At 73.3% G+C, this 14,677-nt stretch carries 15 protein-coding genes and 3 pseudogenes; 7 read left to right on the forward strand and 11 right to left on the reverse strand.

Annotation, left to right across the window (positions count from 1 at the left end):
- Positions 1-337: 337 nt before the first annotated feature.
- The 5 genes and pseudogenes from AB0I73_RS11020 to AB0I73_RS11040 all read left to right on the forward strand — a co-directional run.
- Positions 338-820, forward strand: a pseudogene (locus AB0I73_RS11020) (ADP-ribosylglycohydrolase family protein); the annotation flags it as partial.
- Between the two features lie 7 nt (positions 821-827).
- Positions 828-2,009 carry an ADP-ribosylglycohydrolase family protein gene (locus AB0I73_RS11025; RefSeq protein WP_363035976.1) on the forward strand — a complete coding sequence of 394 codons (1,182 nt, stop codon included), beginning with the start codon at positions 828-830 and terminating at the stop codon, positions 2,007-2,009.
- Positions 1,997-3,409: an ADP-ribosylglycohydrolase family protein gene (locus AB0I73_RS11030; protein ID WP_363035978.1), complete on the forward strand. Its 1,413-nt coding sequence runs from the start codon at positions 1,997-1,999 to the stop codon at positions 3,407-3,409. The genes AB0I73_RS11025 and AB0I73_RS11030 overlap by 13 nt, the downstream gene beginning before the upstream one ends.
- A 21-nt stretch (positions 3,410-3,430) precedes the next feature.
- Positions 3,431-3,877 (forward strand): annotated as a pseudogene (locus AB0I73_RS11035) (CoA transferase); the annotation flags it as partial.
- Positions 3,873-4,053, forward strand: a pseudogene (locus AB0I73_RS11040) (CoA ester lyase); the annotation flags it as partial. The pseudogenes AB0I73_RS11035 and AB0I73_RS11040, both read left to right, overlap by 5 nt.
- Before the next feature lie 85 nt (positions 4,054-4,138).
- On the opposite strand, the gene lgt reads toward AB0I73_RS11040, so the two are convergent.
- The 11 genes from lgt to hisI all read right to left on the reverse strand — a co-directional run bounded on the left by lgt (position 4,139) and on the right by hisI (position 13,237).
- Positions 4,139-5,200, reverse strand: a complete 1,062-nt coding sequence (gene lgt, locus AB0I73_RS11045) for a prolipoprotein diacylglyceryl transferase (protein ID WP_363035980.1) — start codon at positions 5,198-5,200, stop codon at positions 4,139-4,141.
- Positions 5,201-5,275: 75 nt separating this feature from the next.
- Entirely contained in the window at positions 5,276-6,055 is a 780-nt protein-coding gene (locus AB0I73_RS11050; protein WP_363035982.1) for a thioredoxin domain-containing protein, read from the reverse strand.
- A 158-nt stretch (positions 6,056-6,213) separates the two neighbouring features.
- Entirely contained in the window at positions 6,214-7,032 is an 819-nt protein-coding gene (trpA, locus tag AB0I73_RS11055) for a tryptophan synthase subunit alpha (RefSeq protein WP_363035984.1), read from the reverse strand.
- Positions 7,029-8,351 (reverse strand): tryptophan synthase subunit beta, encoded by a 1,323-nt coding sequence (trpB, locus tag AB0I73_RS11060; RefSeq protein WP_363035986.1) that lies wholly within the window; start codon positions 8,349-8,351, stop codon positions 7,029-7,031. Before trpB ends, trpA begins: the two co-directional genes overlap by 4 nt.
- Positions 8,352-8,409: 58 nt before the next feature.
- On the reverse strand, positions 8,410-8,661 hold the full coding sequence (locus AB0I73_RS11065) for a tryptophan synthase subunit(beta) (RefSeq protein WP_109380581.1): 252 nt from the start codon (positions 8,659-8,661) through the stop codon (positions 8,410-8,412).
- Positions 8,662-8,682: 21 nt separating this feature from the next.
- Positions 8,683-9,492, reverse strand: coding sequence for an indole-3-glycerol phosphate synthase TrpC (gene trpC / locus AB0I73_RS11070; RefSeq protein ID WP_363035988.1), 810 nt, complete (start codon positions 9,490-9,492; stop codon positions 8,683-8,685).
- Between the two features lie 179 nt (positions 9,493-9,671).
- Positions 9,672-10,124: a DUF2752 domain-containing protein gene (locus AB0I73_RS11075; RefSeq protein WP_363035990.1), complete on the reverse strand. Its 453-nt coding sequence runs from the start codon at positions 10,122-10,124 to the stop codon at positions 9,672-9,674.
- Between the two features lie 78 nt (positions 10,125-10,202).
- Positions 10,203-10,454, reverse strand: coding sequence for an HGxxPAAW family protein (locus tag AB0I73_RS11080; RefSeq protein WP_109380578.1), 252 nt, complete (start codon positions 10,452-10,454; stop codon positions 10,203-10,205).
- 145 nt (positions 10,455-10,599) lie between these two features.
- A complete protein-coding gene (locus AB0I73_RS11085) occupies positions 10,600-11,238 on the reverse strand; it encodes a TIGR02234 family membrane protein (protein ID WP_363035993.1) in 639 nt (212 codons plus the stop codon).
- A gap of 62 nt (positions 11,239-11,300) precedes the next feature.
- Complete coding sequence (locus AB0I73_RS11090; protein WP_363035994.1) at positions 11,301-12,809, reverse strand: anthranilate synthase component I; 1,509 nt, start codon at positions 12,807-12,809, stop codon at positions 11,301-11,303.
- Positions 12,810-12,820: 11 nt separating this feature from the next.
- Entirely contained in the window at positions 12,821-13,237 is a 417-nt protein-coding gene (hisI, locus tag AB0I73_RS11095) for a phosphoribosyl-AMP cyclohydrolase (RefSeq protein ID WP_363035996.1), read from the reverse strand.
- Positions 13,238-13,452: 215 nt separating this feature from the next.
- Between hisI and AB0I73_RS11100 the strand changes: the two genes are divergently transcribed.
- Together AB0I73_RS11100 and AB0I73_RS11105 are read left to right on the forward strand one after the other, a co-directional pair.
- Positions 13,453-14,088, forward strand: a complete 636-nt coding sequence (locus AB0I73_RS11100; protein WP_363035998.1) for a TIGR03085 family metal-binding protein — start codon at positions 13,453-13,455, stop codon at positions 14,086-14,088.
- A 63-nt stretch (positions 14,089-14,151) separates the two neighbouring features.
- Positions 14,152-14,550: a VOC family protein gene (locus AB0I73_RS11105; RefSeq protein WP_363036000.1), complete on the forward strand. Its 399-nt coding sequence runs from the start codon at positions 14,152-14,154 to the stop codon at positions 14,548-14,550.
- Positions 14,551-14,677 lie beyond the last annotated feature (127 nt).

The raw sequence follows: 14,677 nt of genomic DNA on the forward strand, positions 1-14,677 counted from the left end.
TTTAGACAGGTTCTACTTTTTTACAACGCTCAAGATACCCCCCCTGATTCCCCTCCGCCAGCAAGGAAAGGCTGGGCTAACCTGCGGTTTTGTGGATTCTGCACGTCCGTGCGGAGGGCCGCACAGATGTCGACCGGGTGACACGGAAGCGTGTGAGGCCGCGCCGCACGCCTCACCGGGGACAGTTCCGCAAAGGGCTTCGCGCCTCTCGGGGCGCCCCGGAGAGGAGAGCCGCGTACGGCATCGACCGCCCGCGTCCCCTACTACTCCGGCGCCTCCGGCGCCGGAAGGCTCCGCCGGACTCCGCGAGCGGGCACGCGGCGCGCTGCTCGGTCCGGCCGTCGGCGGTGCGCCGGCCGGAGCGGACGTGGCGGAGTGTGTGGCCGCCGCAGGCGCCGAGCTGCCCGAGGAGACGGAGACCGGCCGCAACGCCCGGCACGCCCTGCGGCTCGTCGCGGACACCGACGGCGCCTTCACCCTCGTACCGCTCCTGGAACACCGGATCGTCGACCACGTCCACAGCTACGGTGGCGCCGCCGCCGAAACCGCTCCTGTCGCTCTCGCCCTGGCCACCGCCGCCCGCAGCCGGATCGCGGAGGCGGTCCCCGCCGCGGCCTGCCTGTCCCGGGTCGCGGACTCCGCCCCCACCCTCGTGGGCGCCCTGACCGGCGTGCCGGGCGGCGGCGCGGCGATCCCCGGACCGTGACGGGCGAGCTGCCGCATCCCCTCCGGCTGCGCGCTCCCCCGGTTCACCGGCACCGACCTGGTGGAACTCGCCGGACTGCTGGAAGCCGCACAACCGCCCCCACCAGGGGGATGATTCGGACATGACGCTCACAGAGGACGACAGGCGGGGCCGGGGCGCGCCCCTGGACGAACGGATCACCGGCGCGCTGGTGGGAGCCGCCGTCGGCGACGCGCTCGGCGGCCCCGTCGAGGGGTACTCCCCCGAGCAGATCGCCGAACGCCACGGTGGCCGCGTCCACGGTGTCGTCGGTCCCTGGAACGGCGACGCCTGGCGCACCGCGCGGCCCATCGCCCCGTACCACAAGGGCGACGGACACGTCACCGACGACACCCTCATGACGCACGCCCTGGTCCGGGTGTACGCGCGGGTCCGGGACCACCTGGACGCCCGTGCCGTCGCCGACCGTCTGGTGCCGGACCTGATGGGCACCCCGCGCTGGATCCCGGAACCGGAGGCGGAGGCGCTCCCGCTCCAGCGGATCCTCCTCGCGGAGAAGTGGCTGGTGGCCCGGATCCACTACGGCCATGTCGACCCGCGCGAGGCGGGCGTCGGCACCATCGTCACCTGCGGTGCCGCGATGTACACGGCTCCCGTCGGCCTGGTCGACGCGGCCGACCCGGCGGGCGCGTACGCCGAGGTGCTGGACGTCGCGGGGGCGCACCAGTCGTCGTACGGCCGGGAGGCGGCGGGGGTGCTCGCCGCGGCCGTGGCGGCGGCGAGCGCGCCGGGGGCGAGTGCGGACTCGGTCGTCGACGCCTGCCTGTCGCCGGCGAAGGACGGCACCCGGGAGGCGATCGAACGGGTCTGCGAAGAGGCGTCCCGGCACCCGGACTTCGAGTCCGCGCTGCGCCCGCTGCGGGAGGCGGTGGCCCCGTACGACACCGCGGGCCCCGACTACCGCTCCCCCTCGCTGGACGCCCGCAGGCCGTCCCGGCTGCACGCCGTCGAGGAACTCCCCAGCGCGCTGGGCATGGTGGCGGTGGCCCGCGGCGACTTCCGGCAGGCGGTGCCGGGCGCGGTGAACTACGGCCGGGACTGCGGCTCCATCGCCACGACGGCCGGGGCGGTGACCGGCGCCCTCGGCTCGCCGGCCCCCGAGGACTGGGCGAAGACCGTGGCGGACGCCAGCCGTCTCGACCTCTGGGCACCCGCGGCCGCGCTGACCGCGGTGGCCCTCGAGGTCTTCGCGCGCGACGTCTCCCGACGCCGAGCGCACGAACGGGCGTTCGCCGAGTTGGGAGACCCGGCATGCTCCGACTGACCTGGGTCCAGCCGGAGGACCTGATCGGCCACGAGCTGCGCCAAGCGGCCCAGGACGGCAGGACGCCCTCGGCCGTCGCGGCCCGCTGGCGCGCGGCGGGCGGCCCCGAGGCCCCGCTCCGTGCCGGCGCCTCCCCGCGTCCGGCGTCCCGCTACCTCAGGCTGCTGGCCGGGGACCTCCTGGACGAACTGGCCGACCTGCCCAGCAGCCTGGCGGACGACGAGCCGACGGACCTCGCCGCGATCAAGTCCCTGTGCCCCGACTGGCCCTCCCCCGCCGGCACCGCTCCGACGGCTCCCGACCACGTCGACGCGGACCACCGCCGTACCGACCGCCTCGAAGCCGCCTGGCTCGGCCGGGCCGTCGGCTGCCTGCTCGGCAAGCCCGTGGAGAAGCTCCCCCTCGACGGCATCCGCCAACTCGCCCGGGCCACCGGGAACTGGCCCTTGAACGACTACTTCACCGCCCGCGGAGTCCCCGCGGAACTGGCCGCCCGGTACCCCTGGAACCGTCGCTCCGCGGCCACGTCCCTCGCCGAGAACATCGACGGCATGCCCGAGGACGACGACCTCGACCACCCCCTCCTCAATCTGCTGCTGCTCCAGCGGTACGGCAGGGACTTCACCACCGCGGACGTGGCCCGGCTCTGGCTGGACGAACTCCCGGCGGGCCGCGCCTTCACCGCCGAACGCATCGCCTACCGCAACCTCCTGAGCGGCCTGGAGCCCCCGCGCACCGCCCGGCACCGCAATCCGTTCCGCGAGTGGATCGGCGCCCTGATCCGCGCCGACGTGCACGGCTGGACCAATCCCGGAGACCCGGCGGGCGCGGCGGAACAGGCCCATCGCGACGCGACCCTCACCCACACGGCCAACGGGGTCTACGCCGCGATGTTCGCCGCGGCCGTCATCGCCACCGCCGCCGCGGACCAGCCCGTCGGCACCGGCACCGGCGGCCAGGACGTCCACGCCTGTCTGCGGGCCGGTCTCGCCGTCGTACCGCCCCGCTCCCGGCTCGCCCGCGCAGTGCGCCACGCCGTGCGGCTGGCGCACGAGCACGACGACTTCGCCACCGTCGTCGACGCGATCCACACCCGGCACGCGGACGTCCACTGGGTGCACGCCGTACCCAACACCGCGCTGATCGCCGCCGCCCTCACCCACGCGGACGGCGACTTCACCGGCGCGATCTGCCGCGCCGTGTCCGGTGGCCTCGACACCGACTCGAACGGCGCGACCGCCGGCGGCATCGCCGCTCTCCTCGCCGGCTCACCCACCGCACTCCCCGAACGCTGGACGGCCCCGCTGAAGAACCGGCTGACCACCTCCATCGGCACCTTCGACGGCATCGGCTTCGACACCCTGGCCCGGCTGACCCACTTGGAGGCCTCCAGCCCATGACCCGGCCCACCGTCGGCCGGCCTGCGCGTCCTGGACCTCGCCGCCCTCTTCGCCGGGCCCCTCGCCGCGGCCCAGCTCGGTGACTTCGGCGCCGAGGCGGTCAAGGTCGAGCACCGGAGGAAACCGGACCCCTCCCGCGACCGCGGGCCGTCGAAGGACGGCGTGGGGCTGTGGTGGAAGATGCTCGGCCGCGACAAACGGACCGCCATCCTCGACCTGTCCACGACCGGCGGCCGGGCGACCCTGCCGCGCCTCGCCGGGGCCGCCGACGTGATCATCGAGAACTTCCGGCCGGGCACCCTGGAGAGGTGGGACCTGAGCCGGCCCGAACTGTCCGCCGCCGACTGCCGGCTGGTCCTGGCCCGGGTCGCCGGCTTCGGCCCGTACGCCCGTCGCCCCGGCTTCGGCACCCTCGCCGATGCGACGAGCGGCTTCGCCGCCATCACCGGTGAACCGGACGCGCCCCCGGCAGCCGCCGGTCATCGAGCGCGCCGGTCTGCCGACGGAGCAAGAGATCGAACGGGCGGCGAGGATCGTCAAGGTGGCGGTCGGCGAACGGGGCGCCCGGGCCCTCCCCGACGGCCGGCTCCATCGACGCGGCGGTGGTGACGGCCGCCCAGTGCGTCCTGTCCCCGGCCCGCCGGCTCTGGGGGCCACACACACGCCGTGGGGCGCCCGGAACCCTCCGGACGCCCCACGGCGTCGTCGTCGCAGAAGGCCGGCAGGCCGTCAGCTCTTCTTCGCCGAGCCGGCCCCGTCCTTGGAGGGGGCCTCCCCGGAATCCGCCTCGGCGTCGTCCCCGGTCTCGGCGTCTTCCTCGCTCTTGGCGCTCTTGGCGTCTTCCTCGGCCTTGGCGTCCTCGCCCGCCCCGGTGTCCTTCGCCGACTCGGCGTCGTCCTTCGCCTCCGGGGAGTCCGCCTCGCCCTTCTCGCCGGTACCGGTCCCACCGGAGGCCTCGGCCGCACCGCCGGAGGCGGCGACCGGTTCCACCACGTCCTCGCGTCCCGGCCACTTCTTCGCCGACACCACGATGTAGACCACCGCGAGCACGAACACGATCATCGCGGTCCAGTTGTTCAACCGCAGGCCCAGGATGGCGTGGGCCTCGTCGACGCGCATGTACTCGATCCAGAACCGGCCCGCGCAGTACGCCGCGACGTACAGCGCGAACGCCCGCCCGTGCCCGAGCTTGAAGCGCCGGTCCGCCCAGATGACCAGCAGGGCGACACCGACGCACCACAGCGACTCGTACAGGAACGTCGGGTGGTAGTACCCGGGCACCCGGCCGCCCGCCGTGGACGTGATGTGCAGGGCCCAGGGAAGGTCCGTCTCCCGCCCGTACAGCTCCTGGTTGAACCAGTTGCCCCAGCGTCCGATCGCCTGCGCGAGCGCCAGCCCGGGGGCCACGGCGTCGGCGTACGGCGGCAGGGCGATGCCCCGGCGCCGACAGCCGATCCAGGCGCCCAGGGCGCCCAGGGCGACGGCTCCCCAGATGCCCAGGCCGCCCTCCCAGATCTTGAAGGCGTCGACCCAGTCGCGGCCCTCTCCGAAGTAGAGCTGGTAATCGGTGACGACGTGGTAGAGACGACCACCGACCAGGCCGAACGGGATCGCCCAGAACGCGATGTCCCAGGCGGTGCCCTTCTGGCCACCGCGCGCCACCCACCGGCGGTCGACGATCCAGAGGGCGACGAAGAGGCCGACGAGGATACTGAAGGCATAGCCGCGCAGCGGGATGGGGCCCAGGTGCAGCACCCCGCTCGACGGGCTGGGAATGTAGGCAAGTTCCATGGCAGGGTCGACGCTACCGTGCCGGACCGGTCCCACGTCGGGCGGCCCGGCTACGGCTCCATAACGGGAGGGCGCCTACTGCTCCTGATTGGCCTTCCGAACCATCTCCTTCAGTTTCGCCGGCGTCATCGTCTTGTCCTGGTAGATGTTCTTGTCGCCGAGCAGGACGGTCGGTGTGCCCGAGAATCCGCCCTTCTGGAAGGCCTCCTGGGACTTTCCGACCCAGCTGTTGTGCGTGCCGTCCTCCACACAGCCGCGGAAGGCGGGCGTGTCGAGACCGTCGACCTTGCCTGCCAGCTCGACGAGCTTGCCGTTGTCGGCGAAGGCGTCGTCCGTCTCCTGGGGCTGGTTGTCGAACAGCACGTTGTGGTACTCGGCGAACTTGCCGGCGTCCTGGGCGCAGGCCGCGGCGTTGGCGGAGTTGCGGGAGCCGGTGCCGCCCATGTTGCCGTCGATGAGCGTGACCAGGTGGTACTCGATCTTCAGCTGGCCGGACCGGGTCAGCTCGTGCAGGGTCGGGCGGTACGCCAGCTCGAAGGACTTGCAGGCGGGGCAGCGGAAGTCCTCCCACACGGTGAGCGTGGACTTGGCGTTCTCCTTGCCGACCGGGATGGCGAGGCCGTCCTTGCCGAGGGCCCCCGAGGGCGCCACCACCGGGCCGGCCTCCGTACTTCCGTCGTTCTTCCCGGCGTTGGCGGCGACGACTCCGATCACCGCCGCGAGCCCCAGGACACAGACCACGCTCGCACCCACGATCAGGGTGCGGCGCCGCCTGTCCGCCGTCTTCTGCTTCTCGCGCTCGACCGCCAGCCGCTCCCGGGCGGTGCGCTTTCCCTCACGGTTCTTCTCGCTCACACCCCGCAGAACGAACCGGGGAGGCGCACCGCGCCTCCCCGGCCCCAGGTCCACCCGTACGAGGGACCCGTATGACCATCTGCTGACAGCCTGCGGATGACCGGCCGTCCTCGGTGCCCGGTCCGGGAACCCCGGTGTCCGGTCCGTGGACGGCGTGGTCACGCCTGTCCGCGCACGCCCTTGGCGAGTTCGCCGGCGAGCGCCCGCACGGCCTGGACCCCGGCGGCCGGATCGGGGGCGTCCAGCATCCGCTTGACGAAGGCGGAGCCGACGATCACACCGTCGGCGAAGCGGGCGACCTCGGCGGCCTGGGTGGCGTCGGAGACGCCGATCCCGACGCACACCGGCAGGTCGGCGCGGCTCGCCCGGGTGCGTGCCACGAGTTCCTCGGCCTGCGTGCCGACCGACTCGCGGGTGCCGGTGACCCCCATGAGGGACGCGGCGTAGACGAAGCCGCTGCCCGCCGCGGTGATCTCGGCGAGCCGCTCGTCCTTGCTGCTGGGCGCGACGACGAAGACGGTGGCGAGGCCGTGCTTGTCGGCGTGTTCCCGCCACGGCGCCGACTCCTGGACGGGCAGGTCGGGCAGGATGCACCCGGCGCCGCCCGCCTCGGCGAGTTCGGTGACGAACCGCTCGACGCCGTAGCGGTCGACGGGGTTCCAGTACGTCATGACCAGGATCGGCTTCCCGGTGGCCCGGTGCGCCTCCCGGACCGTGCGCAGCACGTCGGCGATCCGGACGCCGCCGCGCAGGGCGATGTCGTCGGCGGTCTGGATGACGGGCCCGTCGAGGACGGGGTCGCTGTGCGGCAGGCCCACCTCCACGACGTCGGCGCCGCCGTCGATGACGGCCTTGACGGCGTCGATGCCGCCGTCGACGGTCGGGAACCCGGCCGGGAGGTAGGCGATGAGGGCGGCCCGGTCCTCTGCCCTGGCCGCGGCGAGGGTGTCGTTCAGCAGCTGCACGTTCCCGCTCACTTGGCGTCCCTCTCGATCTCGGCGGTGTCGGTGTCCGCGTCGGCGGCGACGGTCTTGTCCGTGGTGGCGGTGCCGACTGTGGCGTCGGTGGCAGCGGTGTCGTACAGCCCGAAGTAGCGGGCGGCGGTGTCCATGTCCTTGTCGCCCCGGCCGGACAGGTTGACCACGATCAGCCCGCCCTCGCCGAGTTCCCTGCCGACCTCCAGGGCACCGGCCAGCGCGTGGGCGCTCTCGATGGCCGGGATGATGCCCTCGGTGCGCGACAGCAGCCGCAGCGCCTGCATGGCGGCGTCGTCGGTGACCGCGCGGTACTCGCCGCGGCCGGAGTCCTTGAGGTAGGCGTGCTCGGGTCCGATGCCCGGGTAGTCGAGCCCGGCCGAGATGGAGTACGGCTCGGTGATCTGGCCCTCGTCGTCCTGGAGGACGTAGGAGCGCGAGCCGTGCAGGATGCCGGGCTCGCCCGCGGTGAGGGTGGCCGCGTGCTCGCCGCTCTCGATGCCGTGGCCCGCGGGTTCGCAGCCGATCAGCCGTACCGAGGCGTCCGGGATGAAGGCGTGGAAGAGTCCGATGGCGTTGGAGCCTCCGCCGACGCAGGCGACGGCGGCGTCGGGCAGCCGTCCGGCGCGCTCCAGGAGCTGGCGGCGGGTCTCGACGCCGATGACGCGGTGGAAGTCGCGCACCAGGCCGGGGAAGGGGTGGGGTCCGGCGACGGTGCCGAAGAGGTAGTGCGTGGTGTCGACGTTGGCGACCCAGTCGCGGAACGCCTCGTTGATGGCGTCCTTGAGGGTGCGGCTGCCGGACTTCACGGCGATGACCTCGGCGCCGAGCATGCGCATCCGGGCCACGTTGAGGGCCTGGCGGCGGGTGTCGATCTCGCCCATGTAGATGGTGCAGTCGAGGCCGAACAGGGCGCAGGCGGTGGCGGTGGCGACGCCGTGCTGGCCGGCGCCGGTCTCGGCGATGACCCGGGTCTTGCCCATGCGCCGGGTGAGCAGCGCCTGGCCCAGCACGTTGTTGATCTTGTGGGAGCCGGTGTGGTTGAGGTCCTCGCGCTTGAGGAAGACCCGGGCGCCACCGGCGTGTTCGGCGAAGCGCGGCACCTCGGTGAGGGCGCTCGGGCGGCCGGTGTAGTTCATCAGCAGGTCGTCGAGTTCGCGGGCGAACTCGGGGTCGGCCTTGGCCTTGTCGTACTCGACGGCGACCTCGTCCACGGCGGCGACGAGCGCCTCCGGGATGAACTTGCCGCCGAACGCTCCGAAGTAGCCTTCGGCGCTGGGGGTCCGACCCTCCGGGTCGGGGATGAAGAACTGGCTGGGCATGCGGAAACCTCACGGTGAGCGTTGTTCTCGGTCACTGATCGCCGTGGGGGCGGGGGTGTCAGGCCACTGCGGGCCGTGGGCGGCTCGTCGCGTCCGCGCGACGGAGCCGCACGTGGTCAGGCACAGTCCCGCGCCCCTGGAAGGGGCGCTGCCATCGCATGCCGTTGACCTGCCCCGGCTCGTCACCGATCACGTACCGGACCCGGCGCCCGTGGACCCGGCGCGCGGGCGCGCGGCAGCCGCGCGGGCGGCAGCCGCGGGCGAGGCGCGCGTACGGGTCCCTGGCGGCCAGGGTGATCGGGAGCGTCATCGGAGCCAAGCCTACCGGGGGTCAGCCGCGGCCGTGCCGCAGCGCCGGGTGCTCGCCCGCCGCCACCAGGTCGGCGACCGCCGTCCTCGGGTCGCGGCCGGTGACCAGGGACTCGCCGACCAGGACGGCGTCGGCTCCGGCGTTGGCGTAGGCGATCAGGTCGTGCGGGCCCCGGACGCCGGACTCGGCGACCTTGACGAGGTGGTCCGGGAGCTCGGGGGCGATCCGCTCGAAGGTGCCGCGGTCGACCTCGAGGGTCTTGAGGTTGCGCGCGTTGATGCCGATGACCTTGGCGCCCGCGTCGATCGCGCGCTCGGCCTCCTCCTCGTCGTGCGCCTCGACCAGCGGGGTGAGCCCGATGGACTCGGCGCGCTCGATCAGCGACTCCAGGGCCGGCTGGTCGAGGGCGGCGACGATGAGCAGCGCGAGGTCGGCGCCGTGCGCCCGCGCCTCCCAGAGCTGGTACGAGGTGACGATGAAGTCCTTGCGCAGGATGGGGATGTCCACGCGCGCGCGGACCGCCTCCAGGTCGGCCAGCGAGCCGCCGAAGCGGCGCTGTTCGGTGAGGACGGAGATGACGGCCGCGCCGCCCGCCTCGTAGTCGGCGGCGAGTGCGGCCGGGTCGGCGATCGCGGCGAGCGCGCCCTTGGACGGGCTGGAGCGCTTGACCTCGCAGATCACCTTGACGCCCTCGCCCCGCAGGGCGGCCGCGCCGTCCTTGGCCGCGGGGGCCTTGGCCACGCGCTCCTTGAGCTCGTCGAGGCTCACCCGCGCCTGCCGCTCCGCGAGGTCGGCACGGACTCCGTCGATGATCTCGTCGAGCACACTCACGCGAGAGGCCCCCTTCCAGACGGTCCGTCTTCAGTGCGTTCGCTTCCGTCCCGGGCGTCCCCGCCCTCGTGGTCGGGTCGCCGGACGAAACCGGTGGTCACTGCGATGGTATCCGCAGCGGGGCGTACCCCTCGCATCCGGTGGACGGCGGTCCCACTAGCTGGACGTCCACCAGTTGATCAAGGGTGTAGCCAGCCACCGAACGGCAGGTTCCGGACAACCGTGAAGACCAGCACCAACGCCCCCAGGGACCACAGGAGTGCGGGCGGGGGGTCGATGCGCAGGGGCTTGCCGCGCGCCGCGCGGGCCATCCATGCGGTCCAGAGCACGGCGAGGGCCGCGTAGCCGAGGACGGCGGGCGCGTTGGCCTGGAGGGCCGCCAGGAAGTCGCCGTGGACGACGGCGTGGGCGCTACGCAGCCCGCCGCAGCCGGGGCAGTACAGGCCGGTGAAGCGCAGCAGCGGGCAGGCGGGGTAGTGGCCGGGTTCGTTGGGGTCCACCGCTCCGACGTAGGCGAAGGCTCCGGCGACGGCGGCGAGCACTCCGGCGGGGAGGGCCAGTCGTGCGGCCCTGCCGCGGGGCGCACGGGGCGTGCCGGGCGTGCGGGGGCTGACGGCGTTCACAGGGTGCATTGTGCCCTCCGCGCACGCGTCAGGGGCGGTCGCGGCACCCGTGTGCCGACCGCCCCTGTTCCGGAGTGCTCCCGGCGTTCAGCTCTGGGCGCGGGCCGGCTCGCGGTCGCCGCCGGCCTGGTTCAGGGGGTGGACGTGCTCCGGCTTGCCCATGCCCATCTTGCTCATGATCCCGCCGACGGCCCCGCCGAGCAGCGCGATGCCGATGCCCGCCCAGAAGCCGACCGGCGAGCTCACCACCATGAACAGGCTCGCGACGCAGAAACCGATGAAGGCGATGATGACACCGGTCCAGGCGGCCGGGGTGTGACCGTGGCTGCTGCCCGCCATTGCTTGCTCCTCGTTGCCGTGTACTTGTCTGAGCAGGACGCTCGGACTCATTGTCCCGCACCCGCGCGCGTGCCGTCAGCGGGGGTGCTCCTCCGCACGGCACACACGCCTTCCGGCGCCCGACCGGGCCGCGGTGCGGCCCGGTTCAGGTCCCGGTCGGGTCCTCCCCGCGGTCGAGGGCCTTCCACAGCTCCTCGGGCCGGTCGGGATCGGCGGCGGCCGCGCGCCGGGGCCGGGGGGCGCCACCGCGCTCGTAGCGGCCGGACATCGCGGGCCACAGCCTGCCGTAGCGCAGGGCGAGCGCGCCGGCCAGCAGGAGCAGCAGACCGCCCACGGCCGCGACGTAGGGCCAGGCCGTGTGGCTGAGGGCCGCCACCGTGGCGGAGGTGTCGCCGGAGACCTCGGCGGCCTTGTCGTCGAGTGCGGAGCTGTCGGAGGCACCGAGCAGGGCGGCCGTGACGATGCCCGCCCCGGACAGGGCGAGCAGCGCGGCGACGGCGAGGCGGCCGGTCCGCCGGACGGCGAAGACGGCGACGAGCGCGGCCAGGCCCACCACGGCGAGGGCGGCGGGGACGCCGGTGACGTCACTGCCGTTGGCGGTCAGGGGAAAGGCGCCGCCGGCCACCGTGGCGGTGCCCTGGGACCACTGCTGCCGGGTGGCGAGCAGGGCCACGGCCGCACCCAGGGCCCCGCACAGCAGGGCGACGGCGAGACTGAGGCGGCCGGCGCGGGTGGGGCCGACGGCCTCGGGACGGGGGGGAGGTACAGCAGTCACGTACTCCACTATCGCGTGACCCGGGAGCGAACCGTCACCCGGGGCTCGTCCCGGGCCCGTCCCGCACCGGCTCACACCGTGCCCAGCCGGTTCGCCGTGTGCACGGCGCGCAGCACCGCGGCCGCCTTGTTGCGGCACTCGACGTCCTCGGCCACCGGGTCGGAGTCGGCGACGATTCCGGCGCCCGCCTGGACGTACGCGGTGCCCCCGCGCAGCAGCGCGGTGCGGATCGCGATGGCGGTGTCGGAGTCGCCCGCGAAGTCCAGATAGCCGACGCAGCCGCCGTACAGTCCGCGCCGGGACGGCTCGAGTTCGTCGATGATCTGCATGGCCCGGGGCTTGGGCGCACCGGAGAGGGTGCCGGCCGGGAAGCAGGCGGTGAGCACGTCGAAGGCGGAACGGCCGGCCGCGACCCGGCCGGTGACCGTCGAGACGATGTGCATGACGTGCGAGTACCGCTCGACGGACATGAAGTCGACGACCTCGACGGAACCGGGCTCGCAGACCCGTCCGAGGTCGTTGCGGCCCAGGTCGACGAGCATGAGGTGCTCGGCGCGCTCCTTGGGGTCGGCGAGCAGTTCCTCCGCGAGGGCCTGGTCCTCCTGCGGGGTGGCGCCGCGGGGCCGGGTGCCGGCGATGGGGTGGACCATCGCCTGCCCGTCGTCGACCTTCACGAGTGCTTCGGGGGACGATCCGACCACGTCGAAGGCCTCGCCGTCCCCGTGGGGGAACCGGAACAGGTACATGTAGGGCGAAGGGTTGGTGGCCCGCAGCACCCGGTAGACGTCCAGGGCACTCGCCGTGCACGGGGTCTCGAACCGCTGGGAGGGGACGACCTGGAAGGCCTCCCCCGCGCGGATGCGTTCCTTGATGTCCTCGACGGCCGCGCGGAAGTCGGGGCCGCCCCACAGCGCGGTGTGGTCGGGGAGCTCGGAGGGCGGGAGGACGGCCGGGGGCTGGGCCACCGCGCGGGTGAGGTCGGCCTCCATGGCGTCCAGGCGGGCCACGGCGTCGGCGTGGGCCTCGTCGACGCCGGTGTCCAGGTCGTTGTGGTTGATCGCGTTGGCGATCAGCCAGACGGAGCCCTCCCAGTGGTCCATGACGGCGAGGTCGCTGGTGAGCAGCATGGTCAGTTCGGGCAGTCGCAGATCGTCCCGCTCGCCGGGGCCGATCTTCTCCAGCCTGCGCACGATGTCGTAGCCGAGGTAGCCGACCATGCCGCCGGTGAAGGGCGGCAGGCCGAGGTCGTGGGCGAGGTCGCGCGGGGTGTGCAGGGTTTCGAGCGTGGCACGCAGCGCGGCGAGCGGGTCGCCCTCGGCCGGCACTCCGACGGGCGGGGTCCCCTCCCAATGCGCCTGTCCGGCGCGCTCGGTGAGGGTGGCGGCGCTGCGGACGCCGACGAAGGAGTACCGGGACCAGGAGCGTCCGTTCTCGGCGGACTCGAGCAGGAAGGTGCCGGGGCGCTCGGCGGCGAGCTTGCGGTAGAGGCCGACGGGGGTGTCGCCGTCGGCGAGGAGCTTGCGGGTGACCGGGATGACCCGGCGGTCGGTGGCGAGCTTGCGGAACGTCTCGAGGTCCATGCCGGCCGACCTTACTGATCCGAGACGGGCACGCCGGCACCGGCGCCGTCCGGGCGGGTGTCGGTGAGCAGCACGTCGGCGTCGAAGCAGGTGCGGGCGCCGGTGTGGCAGGCGGCGCCGACCTGGTCGACCTTGATCAGGAGGGTGTCGGCGTCGCAGTCCAGGGCGACGGACTTCACGTGCTGGACGTGTCCGGAGGTGTCCCCCTTGACCCAGTACTCCTGGCGGCTGCGCGACCAGTAGGTGCAGCGGCCGGTGGTCAGCGTGCGGTGCAGCGCCTCGTCGTCCATCCAGCCCAGCATCAGCACCTCCTGGGTGTCGTACTGCTGGGCGATGGCGGGCAGGAGGCCGTCGGGGCTGCGCTTGAGCCGTGCGGCGATCCGCGGGTCGAGGCGGCCGGGCCGGGACGTACTGGTCATGGGGACCATTGTGCCGCGCGGGACGGGTGCGCCCGGGGCCCGTCCACCGACTGGAAGATGGGGGGTGGCGGTCGGCTGACGGGCCGAGGAACGGGCGGCGCGATGCGCTTCGCCGGTGGGGGTCGGGTGACGGGTCGAAGAAGGGGCGGCGCGATGCGCCTCGATGAGGGGTGGGGGTCGGGTGACGGGTGGGCGGACCGGGCGGGTCACCGTAGGCTGACCCCATGTCGACCCATGCCAAGCGTGAACGACTCCTCCTGGCCGATCTGCTGGAGACGGCGGGCCCGGAGGCCCCCACTCTCTGCGAGGGCTGGCGCGCCCGTGATCTCGCCGCGCACGTGGTGGTGCGCGAGCGCCGTCCCGACGCCGCCGGCGGCATCCTGGTCAAGCAGCTCGCGCCGCGTCTGGAGCGGGTGATGGCGGAGTTCACCGCCAAGCCGTACGAGGAGCTGATCCAGCTGATCCGTACCGGCCCGCCGCGCTTCTCGCCCTTCAACCTCAAGCAGGTCGACGAGTTGTCGAACATCGTCGAGTTCTACGTCCATACGGAGGACCTGCGCCGCGCCCAGCCCGACTGGACGCCGCGTGAGCTGGACCCGGTATTCCAGGACGCCCTGTGGTCCCGGCTGGAGCGCAGCGCCCGGCTGATGGGCCGCGGCGTCCCCACGGGCCTGGTGCTGCGCCGTCCGGACGGCCAGACCGCGGTGGCCCACCGCGGCACGCCCGTGGTCACGGTGACCGGTGAGCCGTCGGAGCTGGTGCTGTTCGCCTACGGGCGGCACGGCGCCGCCAAGGTCGAGCTGGAGGGCGACGCGGACGCGATCACGAAGCTGACCGAGTCCAAGCAGCTCGGGATCTGAGACTTCGTTCCCCTGGAGATCTGGTAGATCTGAGGCACCTGAGAGATCGGAAGAAGAAGTCCCATGATCAAGGTCGCCATGACCAGCGTGTATGTCGACGACGTCGCGAAGGCGCACGCGTTCTACACCGATGTGCTCGGCTTCGAGACCCGTACCCGGATGGACCTGGGCGGCGGCACACTGTTCATCACGGTCGGGGCTCCCGAGGGCGCCCAGCGGGACCTGGAGCTGCTGCTGGAGCCCGGCCAGGGGCCCATCGCGGAGCCGTACCGCAGGGCGGTGCGTGAGGCGGGCCTGCCCGCCATGGTGTTCTCCGTGGCGGACCTCCGCGCGGAGTACGAGCGGCTGCGCGGCGAGGGCGTGATCTTCGTGCAGGAGCCGCAGGAGCAGGGCCCGGTGATCACCGCCCTTCTGGACGACACGGTGGGCAACCTGATCCAGCTCTCCCAGCCCAAGGACTGAGCGCCGGCGGCGCATGCGTCCGCCCCGTAGGGCAGTTGGCCCCGGCCCCCCCGTTCCACGGCGGTGAACTGGTCCTGCATGTCAGCCACCTGGAGGGCTCGCCCCGGCTCCGGGCGCGGCTGTGGCG

Origin of the sequence: Streptomyces sp. NPDC050388, assembly GCF_040655635.1 — a bacterium.
Lineage (GTDB): Bacteria > Actinomycetota > Actinomycetes > Streptomycetales > Streptomycetaceae > Streptomyces.

Excerpts from the sequence above, each read along its gene's own strand:
- AB0I73_RS11090 (WP_363035994.1), bottom strand. The coding sequence starts at position 12,809 with ATGGACCTCGAGACGTTCCGCAAGCTCGCCACCGACCGCCGGGTCATC.
- hisI (WP_363035996.1), bottom strand. The coding sequence starts at position 13,237 with ATGGTCCCCATGACCAGTACGTCCCGGCCCGGCCGCCTCGACCCGCGG.
- trpB (WP_363035986.1), bottom strand. The coding sequence starts at position 8,351 with ATGCCCAGCCAGTTCTTCATCCCCGACCCGGAGGGTCGGACCCCCAGC.
- AB0I73_RS11080 (WP_109380578.1), bottom strand. The coding sequence starts at position 10,454 with ATGGCGGGCAGCAGCCACGGTCACACCCCGGCCGCCTGGACCGGTGTC.
- AB0I73_RS11030 (WP_363035978.1), top strand. The coding sequence starts at position 1,997 with ATGCTCCGACTGACCTGGGTCCAGCCGGAGGACCTGATCGGCCACGAG.
- AB0I73_RS11025 (WP_363035976.1), top strand. The coding sequence starts at position 828 with ATGACGCTCACAGAGGACGACAGGCGGGGCCGGGGCGCGCCCCTGGAC.
- AB0I73_RS11105 (WP_363036000.1), top strand. The coding sequence starts at position 14,152 with ATGATCAAGGTCGCCATGACCAGCGTGTATGTCGACGACGTCGCGAAG.
- AB0I73_RS11065 (WP_109380581.1), bottom strand. The coding sequence starts at position 8,661 with ATGACGCTCCCGATCACCCTGGCCGCCAGGGACCCGTACGCGCGCCTC.
- AB0I73_RS11100 (WP_363035998.1), top strand. The coding sequence starts at position 13,453 with ATGTCGACCCATGCCAAGCGTGAACGACTCCTCCTGGCCGATCTGCTG.
- lgt (WP_363035980.1), bottom strand. The coding sequence starts at position 5,200 with ATGGAACTTGCCTACATTCCCAGCCCGTCGAGCGGGGTGCTGCACCTG.
- AB0I73_RS11075 (WP_363035990.1), bottom strand. The coding sequence starts at position 10,124 with ATGCACCCTGTGAACGCCGTCAGCCCCCGCACGCCCGGCACGCCCCGT.